We start from the raw sequence: 23,608 nt of genomic DNA, 5'->3' as shown, positions 1-23,608 counted from the left end.
GCGTCAGAGCCTACGTCAGGGCCTGACGGCGACGATGAGGTCGCGCTTGATGGAGGAGTCGACGCGGTGCGCGAACCGCTCCCACGCGCCGCCCGACTGCACCGTGAGGCCCGCGTCGGTGAGGATGCCGGCCAGGTCGTCGCGGGACAGCCCGAAGGTGTTCCAGCTCAGGCCGAGCGCCCCGCCGTGCATGAGCTGGCCGGCCCACACCGGGACCGCCTCCCGCAGGAGGCCCGCCGGGGACCGGTCCCGCTTGCCCGCCACGCCCCGGACGTCGGTCCCGGACGCGCCGTGGGCCACGCCGTAGGGGGCGTCGGTGACGATCGCGTCGAACTTCTTGCGGCCGAACAGCGCGGCGGAGTCCCGCGTGTCCCCCGTGAACGCGGTCACGTGCAGTGTGTGGCCGTCGGGGCGGATCTCGGCGTCGAAGCGGCGGCCGATGGCCTTGCCGTCGCGGCGCACCGACGACACGTCAGCGGTGTGCTTGATCCGCTTCCGGCGCAGGTAGGTCTTGAGATACGAGACCATCTGCTCGAACGCCTTCTGGTCCGCCTCGACCCCGTACGCGTCGTGACCGAGCAGCAGCGCCGTCGACAGCGTGGTGCCGCGTCCGGCCAGCGGGTCGAGCACCTGGCGGGGACCGGTCGGTTCGCGCGTGACCGCCGACAGCGTGACGCCCAGGAGCAGGTGCGTGAACTGCTCGTTGGTCTTGCCCGGGTACTTGGGGATCGTGACGAGGTCGTCGTCCAGGATGAACGGGCGGGGGACGGCGACGGGGCGCAGGAGGTCGCCCTCAGCGGCGAACAGCGCGAAGCACGCCGACTGGGCGGCGACGGTCTCGACCTGGCCGGCCGTCAGCTCGGGCGACTCGAACGACAGGTAGCCGACGCCGGCGACGTCGACGTCGGCGATGTCCTGGGCGAAGGGGGCCGTCAGCTCCAGCTCGGCGGCGGTCAGCGGCCCGGCCTCCCCGGCGTACACGCGGTTGGCCGACGGGGTGCGCAGCATGAGGTAGCGGGGCATTGCCCCAGTGTCCCACGAGCCGTGAGGGCGTGGTAACGCGACGGAGCCCCGCCGGGTGGCGGGGCTCCGTGGTCAGGATTGCTGCTCAGGCCAGGTTCACGTGGTGATGCTCGTAGGGCGTGCCCTTGGCGCGCTCGAACGAGGCCTGCACCTCGGCCTCGGCCTCCTCGCGCCCGGTCCACGTGGCGCCCTCGACGGACTTACCGGGCTCCAGGTCCTTGTAGACGGAGAAGAAGTGCTCGATCTCGAGGAGCATGTGCTCCGGCACCGACGACAGGTCGGTGATGTGCTTGCGGCGGGTGTCGGCGGTGGCGACGCAGAGCACCTTGTCGTCGCCGCCCATCTCGTCGGTCATCCGGAACATCGCGACGGCGTAGCACTCGATGAGGCAGCCCGGGAACGTCGGGTCCGCGCCGATGACCATCGCGTCGAGCGGGTCACCGTCCTGGCCGAGCGTGCCCTCGACGAACCCGTAGTCGTAGGGGTACTGCGTGGAGGTGAACAGGGTGCGGTCCAGCCGGATCCGCCCCGTGTTGTGGTCCATTTCGTACTTGTTCTTCGTGCCCTTGGGGATCTCCACGGTGACGTCGAACAGGATCCGGCGGCCGGGGTCCACGGGGGTGACGCCGACGGGTGCGTCTTCGCTCACTGAGGCACTCCTATGATTGAGATCGGTGCCCGCCATCGCTGCGGGTCAGCTACCCCTGCAGGATACAGGCTCGGAGGAACCTTTGACACGCACGAGCGTCGCGCGGCCGGTGCTCGCGTGGCTGCTCGTGGGCGCGATCCTCGCGGCCGCGTTCGTGGTCGCGCTGTACCGCGAGCCGCTGGCCGCCTCGGCCGGCCTGGCGCGCGACGGTGCCCCGTCCACGGCCCCGCCGTCGCTGTTCGCGCCGCCGCCGTCGCCCGAGCCGCAGCTCGGCGACGCGGGTCTGGCCGGGGCCGCGACGCCCGCCGTTCCCGGCATCGTGCCTGGTCGGGCGGCCCTGGACGCGCGCATCGCCGCCCTGGGACGCGCCGAGCTCGTCGGTGTCGACGGCGCCGCGGCGCAGGTGGCCTGGCACGCCGTCGACGTGGCGACGGGAGACGTCGTCGCCTCCAGCGGCGCGGACGCCCTGCTCATCCCGGCGTCCAACACCAAGACGCTCACCACCGTGGCCGTCATGAACGTCTTCTCAGGCGAGGAGCGTTTCGCCACCACGGTCGTGCAGCCGGAGCCCGGCCGCATCGTGCTGGTCGGGGGCGGAGACCCCTTGCTCGCCGCCGAGCCGGCGGCTCCCGACGCCTACCCGCGGCCCGCCTCGCTGCGGGAGCTGGCCGCCGCGACGGCCGCCACCCTCCTTGGGGCAGGCCAGACGAGCGTCACGCTGGGCGTCGACGCGGGGCTGTTCCCCGGGCCCGGCTGGAACGATGTCTGGCCGGCGAACTACCGCGACCAGGTCACCGAGCTGTCGGCGCTGTGGGCCGACGAGGGGCGCACGGGCGGTGGGCGCAGCCGCACGGCCGCGCTCGACGCCGCGGCCCTGTTCGCCGCGCAGCTCGCGGAGGCCGGGGTCACCGTCGTGGGGCCGCCCGTGGCCGCCGCCCGGTCGGGCGCGGAGATCGCCCGCGTGGAGTCGCTGCCCGTGCACGTCCTCGTCGAGACCGCCATGCAGCGGTCCAACAACTCATTCACCGAGGTCCTGGGGCTGCAGCTGGCGCTGGCCACCGGGCGCCCCGCGACGTTCGCCGGCGCGGTGGCCGCGATCGAGGAGCAGCTCACGGCGCTCGGCCTGTGGGATGCGGGGGCGGTCCTGACCGACGCGTCCGGCCTCAGCCGCAGCAACCGGGTCACGGCCCGGATGCTGGCCGACGCCGTCCGCCGGATGCAGACCGATCCGCGGCTGTCGGTGATCCTCGACGGGCTGCCGACGGCGGGCGTCACCGGGACGCTGGCCGACCGGTTCACCGACGCGGTCGCCGAGCCCGCCCGCGGCGTCGTCAGGGCCAAGACGGGCACGCTGTCACAGGTGGCGAGCCTCGCCGGGACCACGCAGACGGCCGACGACCGCGAGCTCGCGTTCGCTGTTGTCGTCAACGGAGCCCCGAACGGGTGGGCGGCCAAGGTCTGGACGGACCAGGTGGCCGGCGTCATCGCGTCGTGTGGATGCTGATGGAGCATCGCCCCGCGCTCGACTGGTCGGTGGCGCGCCGTGTCGCGGCCGTCACCGACGGTCAGCCCCCCGCGGTCGCACGGCCGGAGGTGGTGCGGCTGGTCGCCGACCTGCGGGTCACGGCACGGCGCGCCGGGGAGCTGGCCGCCCGGCACCTCCGCCTCGACGGCGGTGGCGCCGCCGAGATCCGGGTCGTCGACCGCCCGGGCTGGGCGCGGGCCGGCCGCCGGATGGCCGAGTCGGCGCTCGACGACCTGGGGCTTCCCGAGCGTCCCGGAGGGGCGATGACGCGCCTGCGCGCCGTCGGCAACGGGCTGGCGGCCGGCGCGGCCCTCGGCCTGGTGAGCCGCCGCATGCTCGGCCAGTACGACGCCCTGACCGGGGATGACGCGCTCTACCTGGTGGCCCCCACCATCGTCGAGCACGAGCGCAGCCACGGCTTCGTCCCCGCGGACTTCCGCCTGTGGATCGCGCTGCACGAGCAGACCCACGCGCTGCAGTTCCGCCTCGCCCCGTGGCTGCGGGGACACCTGAGCGACCTCATGCTCCGTCTGGCGGGCGACGACGCGGGACTCCTGGAGGGGCTCGCCGGCTGGCGCGCGACCCGGGACGCCGCAGCGCTGCTCGCCTCGCGACCCGGGCGGGAGGACCTGACCCGGCTGACGGCCGCCATGACCTTCCTCGAGGGACACGCCGATCACGTCGCGGACACCGTCGGGCGCCGGCACGTCCGGACCGTGGCGACCCTCCGCCGCGCCTTCCGCCGCCCCGAGGGAACCCTCATCAGCCGCGTGTCGCGCACGCTGGACAAGGGCGCGCAGTACCGCGACGGGCTCGCATTCTGTCGCGCGGTCCGGGCCGCGCGGGGGCCAGGCGCGCTGGGCGCCGCCTTCCACGACCCTGCCGCGCTGCCGACGGCCGCCGAGATCTCCGACCCCCGCTCGTGGCTGGACCGCGTCCATGGCTAGGCGCGAACTGGGCCCGGCCGCGCTGCGGGTGTCGCAGGCGGTCGCCGCGGTGCTGCCCGCGGGCGAGGTCGTGGTGGGCTGCTCCGGCGGCGCCGACTCGCTCGCGCTGGCGCTCGGGGCGGGTTGGGCCGGCCGCCGGTCGGGCACGGCAGTGCGGGCGATCGTCGTCGATCACCGGCTCCAGCCGGCCTCCGGTGAGGTCGCCGAGGCGGTGCGGGAGCTGCTGAGCGGCAGGGGGATCCCCACGACCGTCGCCCCGGTGACCGTCGACACCGCGCATCCCGGCGGGCTGGAGGCCGCCGCCCGCGACGCTCGCCTCGCCGCCCTGGCCGCGCCCGGGCTGCCGGTCCTGCTCGGCCACACGCTGGACGACCAGGCCGAGACGGTCCTGCTGGGCCTGCTGCGGGGATCCGGGACCAGGGCCCTGGCGGGCATGGCCCCGCATCGGCCCCCCTTCCTGCGGCCCCTGCTGGGCCTGCGCCGAACGGACACGATCAACGCCTGCGCCGAGTGGGGGGTGCGGCCGTGGGACGACCCGATGAACGTCGACCCGCGGTTCGCGCGCGTCGCGGTGCGCGGCCACCTCCGGGACCTGGCGGACGCGGTCGGCCGCGACGTCGCCCCCGCCCTGGCCCGTACGGCCGAGCTGGCCAGGGCGGACGCGGACCTCCTCGACGACCTCGCCGCCGCCGTGGACGTCGGCGACGACCTGCCCGTCGCCGACGTGGCGCCGCTGCCGACGGCGTTGCGTCGGCGGGTCATCCACCGCTGGCTGACGCGGCACACCGAGCCGACGATGGCGCACGTGCTCGCCGTCGCGGCGCTGTGCGAGCGGTGGCACGGCCAGGGCCCGGTCGCGGTCCCGGGTGGCCAGGTGGCCCGGCGGGCGGGGACGCTCCGGTTCGATAGGGCGGGTGCGTCCGGGATTCGGGCGCGATAGGCTGCGCTGCGTGGATGCCGCTGACGTTGCCGATGACCTCGAGAAGGTGCTCTTCTCCTCGGACCAGATCCAGGCCCGCGTGGCCGAGATCGCCGCGCTGATCGACGCCGACTACCAGGGCCGCGACGTCCTGCTCGTCGGGGTGCTCAACGGCGCCGTCATGGTGATGAGCGATCTGCAACGCGCGATGCACAGCCACGTCGAGATGGACTGGATGGCGGTGAGCTCCTACGGCTCCGGCATGCAGTCCAGCGGCGTCGTGCGGATCCTCAAGGACCTCAGCGTCGACATCGAGGGCCGCGACGTCATCGTCGTGGAGGACATCATCGACACCGGCCTCACGCTGTCGTACCTGATGAGCAACCTGGCCTCCCGCGGGCCGGCGTCGCTGGAGATCATGACGATGTTCCGCAAACCGGACGCCGCGCAGATCGACGTGCCGGTGAAGTACGTCGGCTTCGAGATCCCCAGCGAGTTCGTCGTGGGCTACGGGCTGGACTACGCCGGCCGGTACCGCAACCTGCGCGACGTCGGGACGCTCGCACCGCACGTGTACAGCTGATCGGCCGCGCCCGGGGCCGGTTGTGGGCGCTGGTAGTGTGACGGTGCGCTCGCTGTCGCCTCACTAGATCGGTCCCGACGTTGCAGAAGTTCTTCAAGAGCCCGGTTGCCTGGATCCTCATCAGCCTCCTCGTGCTGTTGCTCGGCATGCAGGTGCTCTCCACCGTCACCGGCTACCGCACGGTGCCGACGTCGGAGTCGCTCGGCGTCCTCGCCGGCGACGAGCGGCTGCAGGAGGTGCTCCTGGTCGACGGCGAACAGGTCATCCAGATCACCGACGAGGCCGGCGCCAAGACGCAGTCCTACTGGGTGGGCAATCAGGTCGACGACATCGTCCCCCTGCTCGAGGCCCGCGAGCAGGCCGGCACCCTGGACCGTTGGTCGGCGCGCAACCCCAGCCCGAGCGTCTGGTCGATGTTCCTCTACACCGGCCTGCCGTTCCTCCTGATGCTCCTGGTGTTCTTCTGGATCATGCGCTCGGTCTCCGGCGGCGGGGCCGGCGGTCCGCTGTCGTTCGGCAAGTCGAAGGCCAAGCTGGTCGCCAAGGACACCCCGAAGACCACGTTCAAGGATGTCGCCGGCGCTGCGGAGGCCGTCGAGGAACTCGAGGAGATCAAGGAGTTCCTGGCCGAGCCCGCCAAGTTCCAGAAGCTGGGCGCCAAGATCCCCAAGGGCGTGCTGCTGTACGGCCCGCCCGGCACCGGCAAGACGCTGCTCGCCCGCGCGGTGGCGGGGGAGGCTGGCGTACCGTTCTTCTCCATCTCCGGCTCGGACTTCGTCGAGATGTTCGTCGGCGTCGGCGCCTCGCGCGTCCGGGACCTGTTCAACCAGGCCAAGGAGAACGCGCCGGCCATCATCTTCATCGACGAGATCGACGCCGTCGGCCGGCACCGCGGGGCGGGCCTGGGCGGCGGCCATGACGAGCGCGAGCAGACCCTCAACCAGCTGCTGGTCGAGATGGACGGCTTCGACGTCCGCGGCGGCGTCATCCTCATCGCGGCCACCAACCGGCCCGACGTGCTGGACCCGGCGCTGCTGCGCCCCGGACGCTTCGACCGGCAGATCGGCATCGAGGCGCCGGACGTCGACGGCCGGCTCAAGATCCTGCAGGTCCACGCGAAGGGCAAGCCGCTCGCGAGCGACGTCGACCTGGCGTCCATCGCGCGCCGCACGCCCGGCTTCTCCGGCGCGGACCTGGCCAACGTGCTCAACGAGGCGGCGCTCCTGGCGGCGCGCATGAACCAGGAGATGATCCGCCAACCCCAGCTCGACGAGGCGATCGACCGGGTCATAGCCGGCCCCCAGAAGCGCACCCGCCTCATGAACGACCGCGAGCGGCTCATCACCGCCTACCACGAGGGCGGCCACGCCCTCGTCGCGGCCGCCATGCCGGGCAACGACCCGGTGCAGAAGGTGACGATCCTGCCGCGGGGCCGGGCCCTCGGCTACACCATGGTGATGCCCGACGCGGACAAGTACTCCCAGACGCGCGGCGAGCTGCTGGACCAGATGGCCTACATGATGGGCGGCCGCGCCGCCGAGGAGCTCGTGTTCCACGACCCGACCACCGGGGCGTCGAACGACATCGAGAAGGCGACCCGCGTGGCGCGCGCCATGGTCATGCAGTTCGGCATGAGCGAGCGCGTCGGGGCCGTCAAGCTCGGCGGCGGGGACACGGAGCCGTTCATGGGCATGCGCGGCACCGACTCCACGCAGGAGTTCTCCGAGGCGATGGCCGCGGTCGTCGACGAGGAGGTGGCGGCGCTCATCCACACTGCCCACCAGGAGGCGTTCGACGTCCTGCACGAGAACCGTGACGTACTCGACGAACTCGTCCGGCAGCTGTTCGCGAAGGAGACGCTCAACAAGGCCGAGGTGGCCGAGGTGTTCAAGCCGCTGCGCCGGCGGCCGAAGCGTCCGGCGTGGACGGGCTCGGACCTGCGACAGCCGTCCCAGGTCCCCCCGGTCGAGGTCCCGCCGGCGCCCGAGCGGCCCGCGGACCTGCCGGTGCCCGTCCCGTCCCCGCCGTCGCCTCCGACCGGCCCGGACTTCCGCCCCGGCGGGGATCCGCAGCCACCCGAGACCGGACCCTCCCCGTGGGGCCCGCCCGTCCCGCCCGCGGGGCACTGACATGGCGATCGACGAGGCGCGCGCGGCCGCGGCCGTCCGTGAGCTGCTGCTCGCCATCGGCGAGGACCCGGAGCGAGACGGGCTGCAGGAGACGCCGGAGCGCGTCGCCCGCGCTTGGGGCGAGCTGCTCGCCGGCCACGGCGCCGACGCGTCGGGCGTGCTGGGCAAGACCTTCGACATCGCGCACGACGAGATGGTGCTGGTCAAGGACATCGAGCTGGTCAGCACCTGTGAACACCACATGCTGCCCTTCACCGGGGTGGCGCACGTGGGCTACATCCCGTCCGAGAGCGGCCGGGTCACCGGCCTGTCGAAGCTGGCGCGGCTCGTCGACATCTTCGCGCGCCGGCTCCAGGTGCAGGAACGGCTCACCACCCAGATCGCGGACGCGCTCGTCGAGCACCTCGACGCGCGCGGCGTGATCGTCGTGGTCGAGGCCGAGCACACGTGCATGACCATGCGCGGCGTCCGCAAGCCCGGCAGCCGCACCGTGACGTCGGCGGTGCGCGGCATCCTGCGTCACCCCGCCACCCGCGCCGAGGCGATGAGCCTGATCATCGGGCGGTGACACGCGTGACCCTCGTCATGGGCATCGTCAATGTGACGCCCGATTCATTCTCCGACGGCGGGCGCTTCCTCGACCCGCAGCTCGCGGTCGACCACGCCCGCCGGCTCCTCGCCGACGGCGCGTCGATCATCGATGTCGGTGGCGAATCGACCCGCCCCGGCGCCGCCCGGGTCACCGAGGCCGACGAGCTGGAGCGCGTCATCCCCGTCGTCCGGGCGCTGGCCGCCGACGGTGTCGCGGTGTCGGTCGACACGATGCGGGCCGGGGTCGCGCAGGCGGCCATCGACGTCGGGGCCGCGCTCATCAACGACGTGTCTGGCGGCAGGGCGGATCCGGATCTGCTCGGCGTCGTCGCGCGGTCCCGGGCGGAGCTCGTCGTCATGCATTGGCGGGCCCATTCCAGCGAGATGCAGGGCCGCGCCCAGTACGGCGACGTCGTCACCGAGGTCCTCGCCGAGCTGCTCGAGCAGCGCGACGCCGCACTGGAGGCCGGGATCCCGGCCGAGCGCATCATCCTCGACCCGGGGCTCGGGTTCGCCAAGGCCTGGGACCACAACTGGACCCTGCTCCGGCACCTCGACCGCTTCGCGGCCGACGGGCACCGGGTGCTCGTGGGCGCGTCGCGCAAGGCCTTCCTCGGGGAACTCCTGGGCGGGCGCGAGCCGCGGGGCCGCGACGCCGCCACCGCCGCGGTGTCGTTCTGGTGCGCCTTGCACCGGGTGTGGGCCGTGCGCACCCACGACGTCGCCGCCCAGGCCGACGCCGTCGCCGTCGCCCGCCGCCTCCTGGCCGAGGCCCCCCTCACGCTCACATGAGCCTCCCGGCGCCCTCACCCGACGAGCCGTGCGCTAGGGTCGAGTCGACCGAAGGGAGCGAAGAGATCGACCGCATCACGCTGACGGGACTGACCGCGACCGGGTACCACGGAGTCTTCGATCATGAGCGTCGGGACGGCCAGCCGTTCGTCGTCGACGTCGTTCTCGAACTCCCCGTCGACACCCGCAGTGACGACCTGGCGACCACGGTGGACTACGGCGCGGTGGCCCGGGACGTCGAGGACGTCGTCACGGGAGAGCCGCGCAACCTCATTGAGACGGTGGCGGGCGAGATTGCGGAGCGGTGCCTCGCTCATGGCAGAGTGGAGCGTGTCACCGTCACGGTGCACAAGCCGAGTGCACCGCTCAGCCAGACCTTCACGGATGTTGCCGTCACGATCAGCAGGAGTAGACATGTCTAACGGTCCCTTCGATATCGATGTCGACACGCTGGGCAATCTGCGCCCCATCTCGAAGGTGGTGTTCAGCCTCGGCTCCAACATGGGGGATTCGGCCAGCATCCTGCAGGAGGCGGTCGACTACCTGGCCGAGACGCCGGACCTCATCGTCGTCGACGTGTCGCCGGTCTACGAGACCAAGCCGGTCGGCGACATCGAGGACCAGCCGGACTTCCTCAACCTCGTCGTCGTGGCGGAGTCGACCCTGGAGCCGCTGACGCTGCTCGACCGCGCCCAGGCCATCGAGGAGAACTTCGGCCGCACCCGCGACCTGCGCCACGGTCCGCGCACCCTCGACATCGACATCATCATGGTCGGCAAGCGCATCTCGGAGGACAGCATCGAGCTGCCGCATCCGCGGGCGCACGAGCGCGCCTTCGTCCTGGTGCCGTGGTCCGACATCGACCCCGCCGCCGAGATCGCCGGCCACGGCCGGGTCGTGGACCTGCTCGACGAGGTGGACACCTCGACGGTCACCCGCCGCGACGACGTCGTCGTCACCGCCGCCACGGGATTTTGAGCGGAGACGGCCGGCTCGGTCTGACCACCGCCCGTCAGGCCGTCATCTCGGTTCTCGCGGGCGCCGTCGTCTGCGGCCTCATCCTGCTCGGGTTCGAGGCGGCGGGTTCGTTCCCGCCGGTGGTGCCGTGGTCGGTGCCCGCCCTGATGCTCCTGCTGGCCGTCGGCGTCGCGGTGTACGCCCGATTGCTGCCCCGGCGGATCGAGGAGCGCCGCGTGGAGCCGCAGGAGTCCGTGGCCGCCCTGGCGGTCGGCAAGTCGATGATCATGACCGGCGCCGTGCTGGCCGGCGCGCACGTCGTGTACGTGGCGCGGTTCCTGCAACTGTTCGAGGCGCCGTTGCCGTCGGCCCGCGTCGTACAGGGGATCGCCACGATCATCGCGGCGCTGCTGCTGGCCGTGGCCGGTGCGATGCTGGAGCGGGCCTGCGTGGTGCACGACGATGACGACGACGAGCCCGCCGGCACCGGGGCGGCGTCGCCGGCTTGAGCCGACACGCCCACCGGCCTCCGCGGCTGGCCGCGGGGCCACACCTACACTGGCCGCATGCCTGGTCGACGCGCTTCCCAACAGTCCTCCGAGCGCACCCTCGCGCTCACCATCCTCGGGGTGGGCACCGCTGCGTCGTTGGCCTCCCTCCTCGGGGGAGTGTGGCTCGTCCGCGCCGGCGTCGTGGTGGCGGTCCTCATGGCCTTCGCCGCCACGTGGGTCGCGTGGCGTGAGGTGCGGGCCGAGCGCGAACGGCACGCGGTCGAGATGAAGCACGAGGTCGGGCTCCGCGCCCAGCAGGCCGAGCGGTTCCACGAGGAGTCCGTCGCCATGATCAGCCGCTTCAACGCGCGCGCCGAGAACCTTCAGGCGGTCATCGCGAAGCTGCGCGGCCAGCTGGGTGCCGCGAAGGCGGAACTCAGCTCGATGCGCGGCAACGCCGTGTGGTTGCGTGCCGAGGTGGCCGAGCGTCAGTCGCGGATCGAGGCGCTGGAGGCGCGCATCGCTGAGCTCGAGGCGGAGGAGACGGCCAACATCGTCGACCTGCCGCGCCGCGTCTCGCCGAGCGTGGCCGACATCTGGGGCGAGAACGAGCACCCCACGATGGTGGACCTCGCCCGTCTCAACCTCGACGGGCTGCCGGAGCTGCGGCAGGCCTGAGCCGCCGCGGGACGCCCCGCCTACTTGTCCGCATCGCCGACGGTGTAGCCCAATGAGGCCACGACGTCGGCGATGTCGTCTGTCCGGACCCCTTCCAGGGCCCGGCCCAGCGCGGACAGGTCGCTGAACGACGGCGTCCGCAGCGCCACCCGCCACGGCGTCTGGCCGCCCCGCGAGACCAGCAGGCACGACGCGATGCCCCACGGGGCCTCGATGTCCGTCTCGTGTTCGCCCTCGGGGACCTTCAGGCGGCGCGACAGCCGCACCGCCACGTCGCCGGGGGTCGCGGCGGCCAACGACCGTGCGACCCGCACCATGTCGACGCTGGTGCCGACCTCGTCGATGAGCACGGCGAACCGGGACTCGGCGTCGCCCGCGGACCGCGGGGTGACGGGCCGGAACACCTGACCGTAGGCGCAGTAGCCGCCCGCCCGGCGGTCAAGGTCCAGGCCTGCCGCGCGCGCGACGGGTCCGCTCAGCCCGTAGCCGAGACACGTCCGGGCGTCCAGGACGGCCAGACCCGAGTAGCGGCTCGTGCCGGCGAGGGTGGCGCGTAGGTCCGCCGATACCCGGGACGCGTCGTCAAGCAGGTCGTCCAGGTGGTCCAGCCAGCCCTCCGGGGCGTCGGCGGCCAGGCCGCCGACGCGGTTGAGCATGGGGTGGACCCGGTTGCCGCTCCACCCGAGCATGGCGTCGCGCAGCCGGTCCACGACCTGCCAGAGGCGGGCCGCGGCGTCCCCGTCGGCGAGGTGGCTGAGGAAGGACAGGTGGCTGTGGATGCGTGCCAGTTCCGCCAGGAGTGTCCGCAGCACGGTGGCCCGCGGTGGGGGAGTGAGCCGCATCGCATTTTCCACCGTGAGGGTCAGGCTCAATTCACCGCTGAATGCGGCGAGCCAGTCGTGGCGGTCGCCGAGCATGATCATGGAGCGGTAATCGCGGACCTCGAATAATTTCTCGGCAGCCCGATGCCCATATCCGGACGTGACGTCGGCGCTCCGGATGACTCCGGCCTCTGTCTCCACCACCACCCGCACCATTCCGGCGGAGGTGGGGTGCCGATACCCCAGCGAAATACCGGTGTGGTCGGGCAGAATGAGCCCACCGATGCTGAATTGCTGCATATTCGACAATGCCGACCCCTTTTGCGGATTCCCCGGACAGCGGTAATCTCAGCGGAGAAATCCCTACCCCCAGGAGGACACTATGGCACGCCAAGTTCGCGTGTTTCTCGTCGATGATATCGACGGGTCGCCCGACGCACGCACGATCGAGTTCTCGCTCGGCCGCGATTCCTACACCATCGACCTGACCGAGAAGAACGCCGCGAAGCTGGAGAGCGCCCTGGCGCCCTTCATCGAGAAGGCCACCAAGGCCGGCCGCAAGGCCGGCGCCGCCCGCAAGCCCGCGTCCCGCAAGTCGGACAACAACGCGGTCCGCGAGTGGGCGAGGGAGAACGGCCGCAAGGTGTCGGACCGGGGCCGCATCCCCGCCGACGTCATCGCCGCCTACGAAGCGGCTCACTGACCGCTCGCCGGGCGTGCGTTCGCGGGGGGTGAACCACGGAGCATTCGGTCCCTTCGCTTCGTTAGTAAGCTAGAAGCGGTTGCCCGGCGCGCGTCGCCGGACAACAGGAGGGAAGTTTTCATGTTCGAACGGTTCACGGACCGCGCCCGGCGCGTGATCGTCCTGGCGCAGGACGAGGCGAAGCTGCTCAATCACAACTTCATCGGCACCGAGCACATCCTGCTCGGGCTCATCCACGAGGGCGAGGGCGTGGCCGCCAAGGCCCTCGAGTCGCTGGGCATCGCCCTGGAGGCGGTGCGTGAGCAGGTCGAGGAAATCATTGGCCAGGGGCAGCAGGTGCCGACGGGGCACATCCCCTTCACGCCGCGCGCGAAGAAGGTTCTCGAGCTCTCGCTGCGCGAGGCGCTGCAGATGAACCACAACTACATCGGCACCGAGCACATCCTCCTCGGCCTCATCCGTGAGGGCGAGGGCGTGGCCGCTCAGGTGCTCATCAAGCTCGGCGCGGACCTCAACCGGGTCCGCAACACCGTGCTGCAGCTCATCACGGGCTACCAGGGCCGCGAGGCCTCGATGTCCGGGGCTCCTGAGGCGGGGCCCGAGAAGGGCAGCTCGCAGATCCTGGATCAGTTCGGCCGCAACCTCACGCAGGCGGCGCGGGAGAACCAGCTCGATCCGGTCATCGGACGCACCCACGAGATCGAGCGCGTCATGACGGTGCTGAGCCGCCGCACCAAGAACAACCCGGTGCTGATCGGCGAGCCCGGCGTGGGCAAGACGGCCGTCGTGGAGGGCCTGTCGCAGGCCATCGTGCGCGGCGACGTGCCCGAGACGCTGCGCGACAAGCAGATCTACACGCTGGATCTCGGCGCCCTCGTGGCCGGTTCCCGCTACCGCGGTGATTTCGAGGAGCGCCTCAAGAAGGTCCTCAAGGAGATCAAGACCCGCGGCGACATCATGCTGTTCATCGACGAGATCCACACGCTCGTCGGCGCCGGCGCCGCGGAGGGGGCCATCGACGCCGCCTCCATCCTCAAGCCCATGCTGGCGCGCGGTGAGCTGCAGACCATCGGCGCCACGACGCTGGACGAGTACCGCAAGCACATCGAGAAGGACGCCGCGCTCGAGCGGCGGTTCCAACCCATCCAGGTGGCGGAGCCGTCGGTGGCGCTGACGGTCGACATCCTCAAGGGCCTTCGGGACCGGTATGAGGCGCACCACCGCATCACCATCACTGACGAGGCTCTCGTCGCGGCGGCCACGCTGGCGGACCGCTACATCCAGGACCGCTTCCTTCCGGACAAGGCGATCGACCTGATCGACGAGGCCGGCGCCCGGCTGCGGATCCAGCGCATGACGGCTCCGCCGGACCTGCGGGAGTTCGACGAGGCCATCGCGGCGAACAAGCTCGAGAAGGACGCCGCCATCGACGCGCAGGACTTTGAGCGCGCGGCACGGCTCCGCGACGAGGAGCAGCGCCTCCGGGCACTGCGCGCCGAGCGCGAGGAGGCCTGGAAGCAGGGCGACTCCGACCTCCCGGCCGTGGTCGGCGAGGAGGAGATCGCCGTCGTGCTGTCCGGCTCCACCGGCATCCCCGTGTTCAAGCTCACGGAGGAGGAGTCCCAGCGGCTCCTGCGCATGGAGGAGGAACTGGGCAAGCGCTACATCGGCCAGGAGGACGCGGTCAAGGCGTTGTCCCGCTCGATCCGCCGCACCCGGGCCGGTCTCAAGGACCCGAAGCGCCCCAGCGGCTCGTTCATCTTCGCCGGCCCGTCCGGCGTCGGAAAGACCGAGCTGACCAAGGCGCTGACGGAGTTCCTGTTCGGCGACGAGGACGCGCTCATCACTCTCGACATGAGCGAATACTCGGAGAAACACACCGCGTCGCGGATGTTCGGTTCGCCGCCCGGATACGTCGGCTACGAGGAGGGCGGCCAGCTCACTGAGAAGGTGCGACGCAAGCCGTTCTCCGTGGTGTTGTTCGACGAGATCGAAAAGGCCCACCCTGACATCTTCAATTCGCTGTTGCAGATTCTCGACGAGGGTCGCCTCACGGATGCTCAGGGCCGGGTGGTCGATTTCAAGAACACCGTCATTGTCATGACGACCAACCTCGGTTCCCGGGACATCTCCAAGAGCGTCAATCTCGGATTCTCCCGGGCCGGAGACGCCGAGTCGAGCTACGAGAAGATGAAGGCGAAGGTGTCGGATGAGCTGAAGCAGCACTTCCGTCCCGAGTTCCTCAACCGCGTCGACGAGATCGTCGTGTTCCACCAGTTGTCGCAGGCCGACATCGAGCGCATCGTCGACCTCATGGTGGCGCAGATCGAGTCGCGGTTGAAGGACAAGGACATGGGCATCGAGCTCACGCCGGCCGCGAAGACCCTCATCGCCAAGCGCGGGTTCGACCCGGTGCTCGGGGCCCGGCCGCTGCGCCGTGCCCTGCAGCGCGACATCGAGGACATCCTGGCCGAGAAGATCCTGTTCGGGGATCTGCAGCCGGGACAGATCGTCCAGGTCGATGTGGCCGATGAGGGCGCGGAGCTGCCGTTCAAGTTCACCGGCGTCGCCAAGGCGGAGCTGCCGGAGTTCGAGCCGGCCTCCGACGGCGAGGGTGGCCAGGCCTCCTGAACCCGATGTCGACGGGGCGGTCCCACGGGGCCGCCCCGTCGTCGCGTTCCCGGGCTCTGGGGTCAGAGCGCGAGGAGCGACAGCACGAGCACGACGATGCCGGCCGCGGCCACCGTGCCCGCCACCACGGCGGGCAGCAGGCCGTCGGCCAGGATGCGCCCGCCGCGGGTCAGCGTGCGGTGCGTGTAGTCGTAGCGGCGCCGGCCCCACACCCCGATGACCAGGGCGGCCAGCAGGCCGAGGCCGGCGAGCAGCCAGGCCCAGTTCTCCACCGTCGGCGCGGCGATCCGCGAGTAGACCAGGGCGCCGCCGCCCAGGGACAGCGCGGTGCGCTGCCACGCCAGCCCGGTGCGCTCCGGTTGGAGGCCGGGATCGGCCGGACGGTCGGTCACCGGAACAGGAATCCCAGGACGACCAGGATCCCGCTCACGCTGACCGCCAGCGTGACCGGCAGGGCGAACAGCGACGCCGGCAGCGGGCTGTAGAGCCGCAGCGCGCGCTCGTAGCGGGCCCATCCCCACCACGCCAGCGGCGCGGCGGCGATGCCGGTCAGCATGAGCACGACCGAGGCGGCGATGCGGAACGCGTCGTGCAGGTCGAGCCCCAGTACCTCGAGCGCGATGCCGGCCGCGAGGAGGGCCAGCGAGGTCCTGATCCAGGCGAGGAAGGTCCGCTCGTTGGCCAGCGAGAACCGTGCGTCGGGTTCGTCGCCGTTGTCATAGACGGAGGCAGGGAAACGCTGTCGGGCCACCGGATCACCGTAGCGTCACTTCGGCGGGCCGTCGCCTGACCGCCGGTGCAGCTGGCTAGGGTGGTGAGGTGCTGTCGTTTCTGCGTGGCGCGTATGGACGCGCCCTGACCCCCCTGGCCCGATTCCTGTTGCGGATCGGGCTCTCGCCGACCGCCGTGACGTTCGCGGGGACGCTCGGGGTGGTCCTGGCTGCGTTGTGGTTCCTGCCGCGGGGCGAGTGGATCGCCGGCTTCGCCGTCGTGGGGGTGTTCCTGCTGGCCGACGGCCTGGACGGGACCATGGCGCGTGCCGGTGGCAGGCAGACGCGGTTCGGGGCGTTCATCGACTCAACCATGGACCGCATCGCCGACGGCGCGGTGTTCGCGGCCCTGGCGGTCTGGGCCGCGGGCCGCGACGTCGCCACCCTGTGGTGCGCGCTCGCCGCGCTCGTCCTGGGCTTCGTGGTGTCCTACGCGCGGGCGCGCGCCGAGGCTGAGGGCTGGGACGCGTCGGTGGGCATCTTCGAGCGCGCCGATCGGCTGGTCGTCGCAGGGGTGGCGGCGGTCGCCGTCGACCTCGGAGCCCCGCTGTGGGTCCTGACGCTGGCTTTGGGGGTCGTCGCCGCAGGCAGCGCCGTGACCGTGGCGCAGCGTGTCGCCGCCGCCTGGGCCGCTTCCGCCGCGTCCGCCCCGCGCCGCCACCCCGGCACGACACGCCGTCGAACTCGTGGCTCGGACTCCCTGAGCGGCCCGATCGCGGAGTAGGGCTGCTATTCGTGTCGCTGCCGGCGCCCCTCAGGCGGGCGTGACCGCGCCGCCGATCAGCCGCACCCGCACGGTGGGACCCTCCACCCGCTCGGGCGCGGACACGACGGCGCGCTGCCCGTCCGGCAGCCGCACGCCGATCTCGACGTCCTCGACGGTGTAGCCCTGGTCGACGACCGGCACCTCGACGCCGGTGTCGTCGAGCACCAGCGAACTCGGCCCGATCCCCAGCACCGCACCGACGGGCAGCGTGCCGGACCAGCCCAGCTCGTGTGCCTGCTGGTGCGTCACGAAGGCCCGGAACCCCAGGAATGCCGCGACGTCCTTGCTCGACGGCGTGCGGCGCAGCGCGTCCGGGTCGTCGATCTGCAGCAGACGACCCTCCTGCAGCACCGCGACCGTGTCCGCGACGGTGAACGCCTCCTGATGGTCGTGGGTGACGTGGATGGCGGTGGTGTGGGTCTCCCGGAGGATGCGCGCCAGGTCCTCCGCCAGCCGGCGGCGCAGCCCGGTGTCCAGGGCCGAGAGCGGCTCGTCCAGGAGGAGCGCCCGCGGCGACGGCGCCAGCGAGCGCGCCAGCGCGATCCGCTGCGCCTGCCCGCCGGAGAGTTCCGTCGCGCGGCGGTCCTCGAACCCGGGCAGCCCCACCAGCTCCAGCATCTCCGCGACCCTGGTCCGCTGCGCCGCCCGGTCCCAGCGGCTCAGCCCGTACGCGATGTTGCGGCCCACGGTCATGGTGGGGAACAGCTGGGCGTCCTGGAACACGAGCCCGAAGTTGCGCCGATGCACCTTGACGTCGGCGAGATCCTCACCGTCCCACCGGATGCTGCCGGAGGCGAGGGGCTCCAGCCCGGCGACCGCACGCAGCAGAGTCGACTTGCCCGACCCGGAGGGGCCCAACAGCGCGACGACGCGGCCCGGCGGGACGGCGAGGGTGACGCCGTCGACGGCCGTCACCGAGCCGTAGCGCACCACCGCGTCGGACACCTCGAGCCCGCTCACCATGTGGCCACCTCCTTGGGGCGCACGCGTTCGGCGAGCGCCATCGTGATCCCGGCCAATCCTGCCAGCACCACGGACGCGGCCAGCGCGATGCCGTAGTTGTCGGCGCCGGGGCGGCCGAAGGCGCGGAAGATGAGGACGGGCAGGGTCGGGTTGTCGGGGCGGGCGAGGAAGGACGTTGCGCCGAACTCGCCCAGCGACGTCGCGAACGCGAAGCCGACGGCGAGCCCCAGGCCACGCGCGAGGTGCGGCAGCTCGATCCGGCGCAGCACCTGCAGCGGGCTCGAGCCGAGCGTCGCGGCCGCCTCCAGTTGTCGCGGGTCGAGCGCCCGCAGGGTGGGCAGCAGCGTGCGCACCACCAGCGGGAGCGCGACCACCGCCTGCGCGATGGGGATCAGCACGATGCTCGAGCGCAGGTCGAGGGGCGGCCGGTTGAGGGTGATGAGATAGCCGAACCCGACAGTGACGGCGCTCACGCCCAGGGGCAGCAGGAAGAGCCCTTCCAGGGTGGCCAGGGCGTGGCGGGCACCCCTGCGCCGGGGTCTCCGCGACGTGACGAGCGCCACGAGGACTCCGAGGCTGACGGCGATCGCCGTGGCGGCCGTCGCGGTGACCAGCGACGTGCGCAGCGCCTCGCCCACGCCGGCGCCGAGGCCGGTGTCGCCGCCCAGCAGCAGGAAGTTGTCCAGCGACGGCGACCCCCCTGGGGCGATCGCCCGCCACATCAGGGTCGCCAGCGGCAGGCCGAGCAGCCCGAGCACGACCACCCCGGTGACGGCGACGAGCGGCCAGTCGCGCCACGCCGCGAGGGGCCGGGCGGCGGCGACGTCGGGCTGCAGCCGCAGCGCGCGGGTCAGCGACGACTGGGCCCGCCCGCTCAGCCACAGCAGGACCGAGACGATGACCAGCTGGGCCACCGAGAGGGCCGCTGCGCCCGGCAGATCGAGCAGCTGGGTGGTGAGGAACCAGATCTCCGTCTCGATCGTGCGGTAGCGCGTCTGGCCGAGGACCATGACGATGCCGTAGGAGGAGGCGCTGAACAGGAAGACCAGCGAGCCCGACGACAGCACGGCCGGCGCGAGGGTCGGTAGGGTCACGGTGCGGAACACCCGCGACGGCGCGGCGCCGAGTGTGGCCGCAGCGTCGGCGAGCCGGGGATCGAGCCTGGCCCAGAACGTGCCGACGGTGCGGACCACGACCGAGTAGTTGAAGAACACCATCGCGGCGAGGATGGCGACGGGGGTGCCGTCGAGGCCCGTCCAGCCGAGCGGCCCGTCGGAACGGAGCAACGCCCCGAACGCGACGCCCACCACCACGGTGGGCAGGACGAACGGGATGGTCACGAGCGCGCGGAGCGCGTCGCGCCCGGCGAAGCGCCGGCGGAACAGCAGCGCCGCGCCGGGCAGACCGAGCGCCAGGCACGCCACCGTCGACGCCGTCGCTGCGCCGAGCGTGAACCCGAGTGCCTGCCACGTCCGCGGCGACCGCAGGACGGCGGCGGCCCCGTCGAGCGTCCACCCCGACCCGTCGTGGAAGCCGCGGGCGACCAGGGCGGCGGCCGGCCACGCGAAGAACACGACGAGGAAGGCGGCGGGTACGGCGGCCGCGACCGCCCAGCCCGTCCGCCACCCGAGCCGGGTCAGCTCATGGCGTCGGTCCACGCCCGGATCCACTCGTCGCGCTCGGCGCCGATGCGCTCCTGCGGCACCTCGATCGGCTCCTCGGGCAGGACGGCGAACCGCGCCCAGACCTCGGGCAGGGCGGTGCCGGGCAGCACGGGGAACATGTAGAGGTTCTCGGGCGCGGCGGCTTGGACCTCCGGGCTGAGGAGGAAGTCGATGAACTTCCGGGCCCCCACCTCGTTCTCGGCGCCCGCCACGACGCCCGCGTACTCGACTTGCCGGAAGCAGGTGTCGAGCAGCGCCGTCGTCGACGACTCGTCGCCCTCGACGGTGAACGCCGGGGACGTCGCGTAGGACAGGACCAGCGGGCGCGGTCCCTCGCCGCCGCCGCCGGAGAAGTCGGTGTAGTAGGCCTCGGTCCAACCGGCCGCGACCTTCACGCCGTTGTCCTTCAGTTGCGCCCAGTAGTCCAGCCAGCCGTCGCCCTTGGCGCCGACCGTCGCGATGAGGAACGCCAGCCCCGGCGACGACGACGCGGGGTTCGTGACGACCAGCAGGTCGCGGTACTCGGGCTTGGTCAGGTCGTCGAGCGTCGCGGGGACGGGGATGCCTTGCTCGGCGAACCAGGTCGTGTCGGCGTTGATGCACACGTCGCCGTAGTCGACGGGCGTCAGGTCGGGCGCCTGGAACTCGGCGGGGACCTCCGCGGCGGCGGGGGAGACGTAGGGGCTCAGGACCCCCTCGTCGGCGGCGCGCGAGCTGAAGGTGTTGTCGATGCCCACGACGACGTCGGCCAGCGGCGAGTCCTTGGTGAGGATGAGCTGGTTGACCAGCGCGCCGGCGTCCCCGGGCGTGGTGTAGGTGACCTCGTAGCCCGTCTCGTCGGCGAAGCGCTCGGTGAGTTCCTCAGGCAGCGTGAAGGCGTCGTGGGTGAAGACGGTGAGGGTGTCGGTCTCGGTCGGCGCCGATGAGCCGTCGGGCGACGGGCTGGCCGCCGGTGTGCCGCTGCCGCATGCGGCGAGCGCCAGGGCGGCCGCGACGGCGGCGAGGGTCCGGACGGGTCGATCCATGCTGATTCTCCTTTCGACAGGCTCGGCGCATGCCGAGGAGAATTCCCACTCCCTACGCCGGTGCTAACCGGGTCAGGTTCGAGGGTCTGCGGTGTGCCCGCACTCTCAGCGCCCCTGTGGCGCTCCCCTGTGTTCGGCGCAAGCCTATACCCGGCCCACCCGCCATCGCGGCGGGGTCCGGAGCCCGGTCAGTTGGTCTCGGCGATCCGCAGCATCGCGTCGCGGATCTGCCGGGCGCGCAGCGGCCCGATGCCCTCGACCTCCATGAGGTCCGCCACCGAGGCTCCGAAGAGTTCCTGCAGCGAGAAGCGCTCGACGAGGCGGGTGACCAGCGGCGACGGCAGCCGCCCCACCTTGGTCAGCAGCCGGATCCCGCGGGTGGTGAGCCCCTGTTCCAGGTTGGCGTTGCCGCCGAAACCCAACCGCTGCGCCACGAGCTGGGCGGCGAACAGTTCCTCGGGGGCGAAGTTGTGCAGTCGGGTGAGGTCGAACTCCGCCGGGTCCTCCAGGTTGGCGGCGTAGTCCTCCGTCAGCAGTTCGGCCACGCCGTCGAAGGCCGAGGCCAGCTCCGCGTGCTGCATGGCCACCATGCGTCCCTCGACGCCCAGCACGTCGGCGTGGAACTGCATCTCGGCCGAGAGCCGGCGGGTCAGCTCCAGCCGGTGCACGACGTGGGTGAGGTCGCGCAGCGTCACCTGCTCGCCTAGCTCCAGGGCGGTGAACTGGTCCATGAGGTCGCTCAGCCGCGTGACGACGCGCGACAGCGTCGCCAGCGTCTGGTTGGCCCGGCTGATGACCTGAGGCACCGTCTCGACGGCGTGCCGCCGACCGTCGATGAACAGCGAGATCGTCGACATCGACGCCGACACCGTGAGCACGGGAACACCGGCGGCCTGGGCCGTGCGGTCGGCGGAGCGGTGTCGCGTCCCGGTCTCGGCGGTCGGCAGGTCGCCGGCCGGGACCAGGTGCACGCCCGCGGCCACGATCCGGCTGAGGTCGGAGGACAGAATGATGGCGCCGTCGAGTTTCGCGAGTTCCCGTAGTGCCTGCTCGGTGCACTCGACGCCGATCTGGAACCCGCCGGAGGAGACCTGTTGGACCCGATTGTTGTTGCCCAGCACCACGAGGGCCCCCGTGCCGCCGTGGAGGATCCGGTCGATGCCCGCGCGCAGGGGCGTACCGGGCGCGAGCAGCTTCAGATAGCGACGTACGGTCGACTTGGGCACCGACACCTCCCCCTGGGTTCAGCCCAGTGTATGGGCGCTAGCGCCGCGTCGCGTCGTCCGAGAGGCGGGCGCGCCGCTCCTGCCGCTTGACGGTGCGCCGGAACGGCCGGTCGTGCCACATGATGCGCGCCACCATCCACAGGCCGCCGACGGCCGCGATGAGGAAGAACACCATCCCCAGCGCCGGGTATCCGAGGAACCGCGGCCCGACGTCGGCCACCATCAGCAGCGCCGCCGCGACGGTGACGGCCGCGAGGATCACCGCCGTCGCCAGCCGGTTGGCCACCTGTTGCAGCACCATGAGGGCCCGCGACTCGTCGAACGCGTCGATCTTGAACGCGAGCTCGCCCTCCGTGAGGGCGTCGAGCACGCGGTTCGCGCGGCGGGGGAGACGCTCGAGGAACTCCTTGCCCTCGATCGTGCCGAGCAGCGCCTGCCCGGCCGAGGGCGTGAGTCCGGCCGCCAGGATCGTGGGCAGGTTGTCACGGATGGCCTCCAGCGGCGTGAAGGCCGGGTCGAGGTGCTGCGTGGCCTGGTCGAGGTTGAGCAGCGCCTTGGCGATGAGCGTCATCTCCGCGGGCGGCCGCAGCCCGTGCGTGCCGGAGAGCCTCGCCAGCTGCATGAGCACACTGCCCGCCTGCAGGTCGGCGCCCATCGACAGCGTCGAGGACACGAGGTGGGAGACCTCGTCGCGGAAGGCGGCCGCGTCGTAGTCCTCGGTGGGGTGGCCCATGGCGGCGAGGATGGTCGCCACGCCCTCGCCGTCGCCGTCGCCGATCCCCACCAGGAGCTTGACCAGGGCGCTGCGCAGCCGGCTGGGCAGCCGCACCACCATGCCGACGTCGAGGATCGCCACCCGGTGGTCGGGCGTCAGGAAGAGGTTGCCCGGGTGCGGGTCCGCATGCAGGATGCCGTCGACGAGCATCGCCCCCAGCATGAACCGGAACAGCGCGGCGGCCAGGCGCTGCCCGTCGACGTCCAGCATGGCCAGCGGCCCGACGTCGGTGATCTTCTTCCCCGGCACGAACTCGAGGGTCAGCACGTCGTCGCTGGAGTAGTCGGCGATGTAGGACGGGACCAGCAGGTCGGGTTCGTCGCGCACGAGCTCGCCGAACAGGTCCAGGTTTGCGGCCTCCTTGCGGTAGTCGAGCTCGTCGGCCATCGACCGACGGAACTGCGCCAGCATGCGGGCCGCGCCCAGCCGGGGCCCGATGGGCGTGTTGGCGTCCGCGAAGTCCGCGAGCTCCGACAGCGACTCGAGGTCGCTCTTCACCTGGTCGCGAACCCCCGGCCTGAGTACCTTGACGACGACGTCGCGGCCGTTGCGGGTCACCGCCCGGTGCGCCTGCGCCAGCGAAGCCGACGCGAGTGGCGAGTCGTCGAACTCACGAAACAGCGTGCCGACGGTGGCGCCCAGCGACTCCTCGATCCGGGCGCGGATCTCCTCGCTCGGCACCGGCTCGACGTCGTCCTGTAGCCGGGAGAGGGCCTCGGTGTACGCCGGCGGCAACAGGTCCTGTCTGGTTGACAGCAGCTGCCCGAACTTGATGAAGGTGGGGCCCAGCTTCTCCAGCGCGTCGGTGAACTGCTCGGCGTCCTCGGTCTCCGCCTCGTCGGGTGTCTCCCCGGGCAGCGGGGACGCGTCGGTGTTGAAGGCCTTGAGGTGCCGGATCAGCAGGCCACCCAACTGGGTCATCATGGCGACGTCGGGCATCGTTCTCCTCGGTGATCGCTTCTGGGCACCACGCTAGCCCA

At 71.9% G+C, this 23,608-nt stretch carries 24 protein-coding genes and 1 riboswitch; of the genes, 14 read left to right on the top strand and 10 right to left on the bottom strand.

Going from position 1 to position 23,608, the window contains the following annotated elements; translation table 11 throughout:
* Window positions 1-15: 15 nt before the first annotated feature.
* Both ACFQPD_RS10515 and ACFQPD_RS10510 read right to left on the bottom strand, forming a co-directional pair.
* On the bottom strand, window positions 16-1,023 hold the full coding sequence (locus ACFQPD_RS10515; protein ID WP_385900582.1) for a TRM11 family SAM-dependent methyltransferase: 1,008 nt from the start codon (window positions 1,021-1,023) through the stop codon (window positions 16-18).
* Between the two features lie 85 nt (window positions 1,024-1,108).
* Entirely contained in the window at window positions 1,109-1,639 is a 531-nt protein-coding gene (locus tag ACFQPD_RS10510; RefSeq protein ID WP_068750213.1) for an inorganic diphosphatase, read from the bottom strand.
* 115 nt (window positions 1,640-1,754) lie between these two features.
* On the opposite strand from ACFQPD_RS10510, the gene dacB reads away from it, so the two are divergent.
* From dacB to ACFQPD_RS10455, 11 genes are all read left to right on the top strand, one after another.
* The gene (gene dacB, locus ACFQPD_RS10505; protein WP_385900580.1) at window positions 1,755-3,176 is read left to right on the top strand and encodes a D-alanyl-D-alanine carboxypeptidase/D-alanyl-D-alanine-endopeptidase; all 1,422 of its coding nucleotides are present in this window, start codon (window positions 1,755-1,757) and stop codon (window positions 3,174-3,176) included.
* The gene (locus tag ACFQPD_RS10500; protein ID WP_385900579.1) at window positions 3,170-4,144 is read left to right on the top strand and encodes a zinc-dependent metalloprotease; all 975 of its coding nucleotides are present in this window, start codon (window positions 3,170-3,172) and stop codon (window positions 4,142-4,144) included. The genes dacB and ACFQPD_RS10500 overlap by 7 nt, the downstream gene beginning before the upstream one ends.
* Window positions 4,137-5,084 (top strand): tRNA lysidine(34) synthetase TilS, encoded by a 948-nt coding sequence (gene tilS / locus ACFQPD_RS10495; protein WP_385900577.1) that lies wholly within the window; start codon window positions 4,137-4,139, stop codon window positions 5,082-5,084. Before ACFQPD_RS10500 ends, tilS begins: the two co-directional genes overlap by 8 nt.
* Window positions 5,085-5,094: 10 nt before the next feature.
* Complete coding sequence (hpt, locus tag ACFQPD_RS10490; RefSeq protein ID WP_385900576.1) at window positions 5,095-5,646, top strand: hypoxanthine phosphoribosyltransferase; 552 nt, start codon at window positions 5,095-5,097, stop codon at window positions 5,644-5,646.
* An 80-nt stretch (window positions 5,647-5,726) separates the two neighbouring features.
* Window positions 5,727-7,775, top strand: coding sequence for an ATP-dependent zinc metalloprotease FtsH (ftsH, locus tag ACFQPD_RS10485; protein WP_385900574.1), 2,049 nt, complete (start codon window positions 5,727-5,729; stop codon window positions 7,773-7,775).
* Window position 7,776: 1 nt separating this feature from the next.
* Window positions 7,777-8,343, top strand: a complete 567-nt coding sequence (folE, locus tag ACFQPD_RS10480) for a GTP cyclohydrolase I FolE (RefSeq protein WP_068750129.1) — start codon at window positions 7,777-7,779, stop codon at window positions 8,341-8,343.
* 17 nt (window positions 8,344-8,360) lie between these two features.
* A complete protein-coding gene (folP, locus tag ACFQPD_RS10475; RefSeq protein ID WP_385900695.1) occupies window positions 8,361-9,158 on the top strand; it encodes a dihydropteroate synthase in 798 nt (265 codons plus the stop codon).
* The gene (folB, locus tag ACFQPD_RS10470) at window positions 9,155-9,580 is read left to right on the top strand and encodes a dihydroneopterin aldolase (protein ID WP_078920086.1); all 426 of its coding nucleotides are present in this window, start codon (window positions 9,155-9,157) and stop codon (window positions 9,578-9,580) included. Before folP ends, folB begins: the two co-directional genes overlap by 4 nt.
* Complete coding sequence (gene folK, locus ACFQPD_RS10465; protein WP_353081444.1) at window positions 9,573-10,136, top strand: 2-amino-4-hydroxy-6-hydroxymethyldihydropteridine diphosphokinase; 564 nt, start codon at window positions 9,573-9,575, stop codon at window positions 10,134-10,136. The genes folB and folK overlap by 8 nt, the downstream gene beginning before the upstream one ends.
* Window positions 10,133-10,624: a DUF3180 domain-containing protein gene (locus ACFQPD_RS10460; protein WP_385900573.1), complete on the top strand. Its 492-nt coding sequence runs from the start codon at window positions 10,133-10,135 to the stop codon at window positions 10,622-10,624. Before folK ends, ACFQPD_RS10460 begins: the two co-directional genes overlap by 4 nt.
* 57 nt (window positions 10,625-10,681) lie before the next feature.
* The gene (locus ACFQPD_RS10455; RefSeq protein WP_068750134.1) at window positions 10,682-11,284 is read left to right on the top strand and encodes a hypothetical protein; all 603 of its coding nucleotides are present in this window, start codon (window positions 10,682-10,684) and stop codon (window positions 11,282-11,284) included.
* A 20-nt stretch (window positions 11,285-11,304) separates the two neighbouring features.
* Here ACFQPD_RS10455 and ACFQPD_RS10450 read toward each other — a convergent pair whose 3' ends face one another.
* Window positions 11,305-12,405: an NADH-quinone oxidoreductase subunit D gene (locus tag ACFQPD_RS10450; protein ID WP_385900572.1), complete on the bottom strand. Its 1,101-nt coding sequence runs from the start codon at window positions 12,403-12,405 to the stop codon at window positions 11,305-11,307.
* 82 nt (window positions 12,406-12,487) lie between these two features.
* Between ACFQPD_RS10450 and ACFQPD_RS10445 the strand changes: the two genes are divergently transcribed.
* A complete protein-coding gene (locus tag ACFQPD_RS10445; protein ID WP_353081442.1) occupies window positions 12,488-12,808 on the top strand; it encodes an Lsr2 family protein in 321 nt (106 codons plus the stop codon).
* 120 nt (window positions 12,809-12,928) lie between these two features.
* The gene (locus ACFQPD_RS10440) at window positions 12,929-15,439 is read left to right on the top strand and encodes an ATP-dependent Clp protease ATP-binding subunit (protein WP_385900570.1); all 2,511 of its coding nucleotides are present in this window, start codon (window positions 12,929-12,931) and stop codon (window positions 15,437-15,439) included.
* Between the two features lie 62 nt (window positions 15,440-15,501).
* Here ACFQPD_RS10440 and ACFQPD_RS10435 read toward each other — a convergent pair whose 3' ends face one another.
* Together ACFQPD_RS10435 and ACFQPD_RS10430 are read right to left on the bottom strand one after the other, a co-directional pair.
* A complete protein-coding gene (locus ACFQPD_RS10435) occupies window positions 15,502-15,831 on the bottom strand; it encodes a DUF202 domain-containing protein (protein ID WP_176715173.1) in 330 nt (109 codons plus the stop codon).
* A complete protein-coding gene (locus ACFQPD_RS10430) occupies window positions 15,828-16,190 on the bottom strand; it encodes a YidH family protein (RefSeq protein ID WP_385900568.1) in 363 nt (120 codons plus the stop codon). Before ACFQPD_RS10430 ends, ACFQPD_RS10435 begins: the two co-directional genes overlap by 4 nt.
* Window positions 16,191-16,258: 68 nt before the next feature.
* Here ACFQPD_RS10430 and pgsA point away from each other — a divergent pair, with 68 nt between their 5' ends.
* Window positions 16,259-16,933, top strand: coding sequence for a phosphatidylinositol phosphate synthase (gene pgsA / locus ACFQPD_RS10425; RefSeq protein WP_385900566.1), 675 nt, complete (start codon window positions 16,259-16,261; stop codon window positions 16,931-16,933).
* A 30-nt stretch (window positions 16,934-16,963) separates the two neighbouring features.
* On the opposite strand, the gene ACFQPD_RS10420 is transcribed toward pgsA, so the two are convergent.
* The 5 genes from ACFQPD_RS10420 to ACFQPD_RS10400 form a co-directional block, all read right to left on the bottom strand.
* Window positions 16,964-17,938 carry an ABC transporter ATP-binding protein gene (locus ACFQPD_RS10420; RefSeq protein ID WP_385900565.1) on the bottom strand — a complete coding sequence of 325 codons (975 nt, stop codon included), beginning with the start codon at window positions 17,936-17,938 and terminating at the stop codon, window positions 16,964-16,966.
* Complete coding sequence (locus ACFQPD_RS10415; protein ID WP_068750149.1) at window positions 17,932-19,596, bottom strand: iron ABC transporter permease; 1,665 nt, start codon at window positions 19,594-19,596, stop codon at window positions 17,932-17,934. The genes ACFQPD_RS10420 and ACFQPD_RS10415 overlap by 7 nt, the downstream gene beginning before the upstream one ends.
* Complete coding sequence (locus ACFQPD_RS10410; RefSeq protein ID WP_068750151.1) at window positions 19,575-20,627, bottom strand: thiamine ABC transporter substrate binding subunit; 1,053 nt, start codon at window positions 20,625-20,627, stop codon at window positions 19,575-19,577. Before ACFQPD_RS10410 ends, ACFQPD_RS10415 begins: the two co-directional genes overlap by 22 nt.
* A 32-nt stretch (window positions 20,628-20,659) precedes the next feature.
* Window positions 20,660-20,766, bottom strand: a riboswitch (TPP riboswitch).
* A 49-nt stretch (window positions 20,767-20,815) separates the two neighbouring features.
* Window positions 20,816-21,853 (bottom strand): DNA integrity scanning diadenylate cyclase DisA, encoded by a 1,038-nt coding sequence (disA, locus tag ACFQPD_RS10405; RefSeq protein WP_385900564.1) that lies wholly within the window; start codon window positions 21,851-21,853, stop codon window positions 20,816-20,818.
* A 37-nt stretch (window positions 21,854-21,890) separates the two neighbouring features.
* Entirely contained in the window at window positions 21,891-23,567 is a 1,677-nt protein-coding gene (locus ACFQPD_RS10400; protein ID WP_385900563.1) for an ABC1 kinase family protein, read from the bottom strand.
* Between the last annotated feature and the right edge of the window lie 41 nt (window positions 23,568-23,608).

It is taken from the genome of Tessaracoccus sp. O5.2, from assembly GCF_964266725.1.
GTDB lineage: Bacteria > Actinomycetota > Actinomycetes > Propionibacteriales > Propionibacteriaceae > Arachnia > Arachnia lapidicapta.
Note: the sequence above shows the minus strand (reverse complement) of the source record. Positions and strands in the feature narration are given on the sequence as shown.

Bases quoted from the DNA above. Each gene is read 5' to 3' on its own strand.
- ACFQPD_RS10515 (WP_385900582.1), bottom strand. From the start codon at position 1,023: ATGCCCCGCTACCTCATGCTGCGCACCCCGTCGGCCAACCGCGTGTAC.
- ACFQPD_RS10500 (WP_385900579.1), top strand. From the start codon at position 3,170: ATGCTGATGGAGCATCGCCCCGCGCTCGACTGGTCGGTGGCGCGCCGT.
- tilS (WP_385900577.1), top strand. From the start codon at position 4,137: ATGGCTAGGCGCGAACTGGGCCCGGCCGCGCTGCGGGTGTCGCAGGCG.
- folE (WP_068750129.1), top strand. From the start codon at position 7,777: ATGGCGATCGACGAGGCGCGCGCGGCCGCGGCCGTCCGTGAGCTGCTG.
- folP (WP_385900695.1), top strand. From the start codon at position 8,361: ATGGGCATCGTCAATGTGACGCCCGATTCATTCTCCGACGGCGGGCGC.
- folB (WP_078920086.1), top strand. From the start codon at position 9,155: ATGAGCCTCCCGGCGCCCTCACCCGACGAGCCGTGCGCTAGGGTCGAG.
- folK (WP_353081444.1), top strand. From the start codon at position 9,573: ATGTCTAACGGTCCCTTCGATATCGATGTCGACACGCTGGGCAATCTG.
- ACFQPD_RS10455 (WP_068750134.1), top strand. From the start codon at position 10,682: ATGCCTGGTCGACGCGCTTCCCAACAGTCCTCCGAGCGCACCCTCGCG.
- ACFQPD_RS10450 (WP_385900572.1), bottom strand. From the start codon at position 12,405: ATGCAGCAATTCAGCATCGGTGGGCTCATTCTGCCCGACCACACCGGT.
- ACFQPD_RS10445 (WP_353081442.1), top strand. From the start codon at position 12,488: ATGGCACGCCAAGTTCGCGTGTTTCTCGTCGATGATATCGACGGGTCG.
- ACFQPD_RS10440 (WP_385900570.1), top strand. From the start codon at position 12,929: ATGTTCGAACGGTTCACGGACCGCGCCCGGCGCGTGATCGTCCTGGCG.
- ACFQPD_RS10420 (WP_385900565.1), bottom strand. From the start codon at position 17,938: ATGGTGAGCGGGCTCGAGGTGTCCGACGCGGTGGTGCGCTACGGCTCG.
- ACFQPD_RS10410 (WP_068750151.1), bottom strand. From the start codon at position 20,627: ATGGATCGACCCGTCCGGACCCTCGCCGCCGTCGCGGCCGCCCTGGCG.
- ACFQPD_RS10400 (WP_385900563.1), bottom strand. From the start codon at position 23,567: ATGCCCGACGTCGCCATGATGACCCAGTTGGGTGGCCTGCTGATCCGG.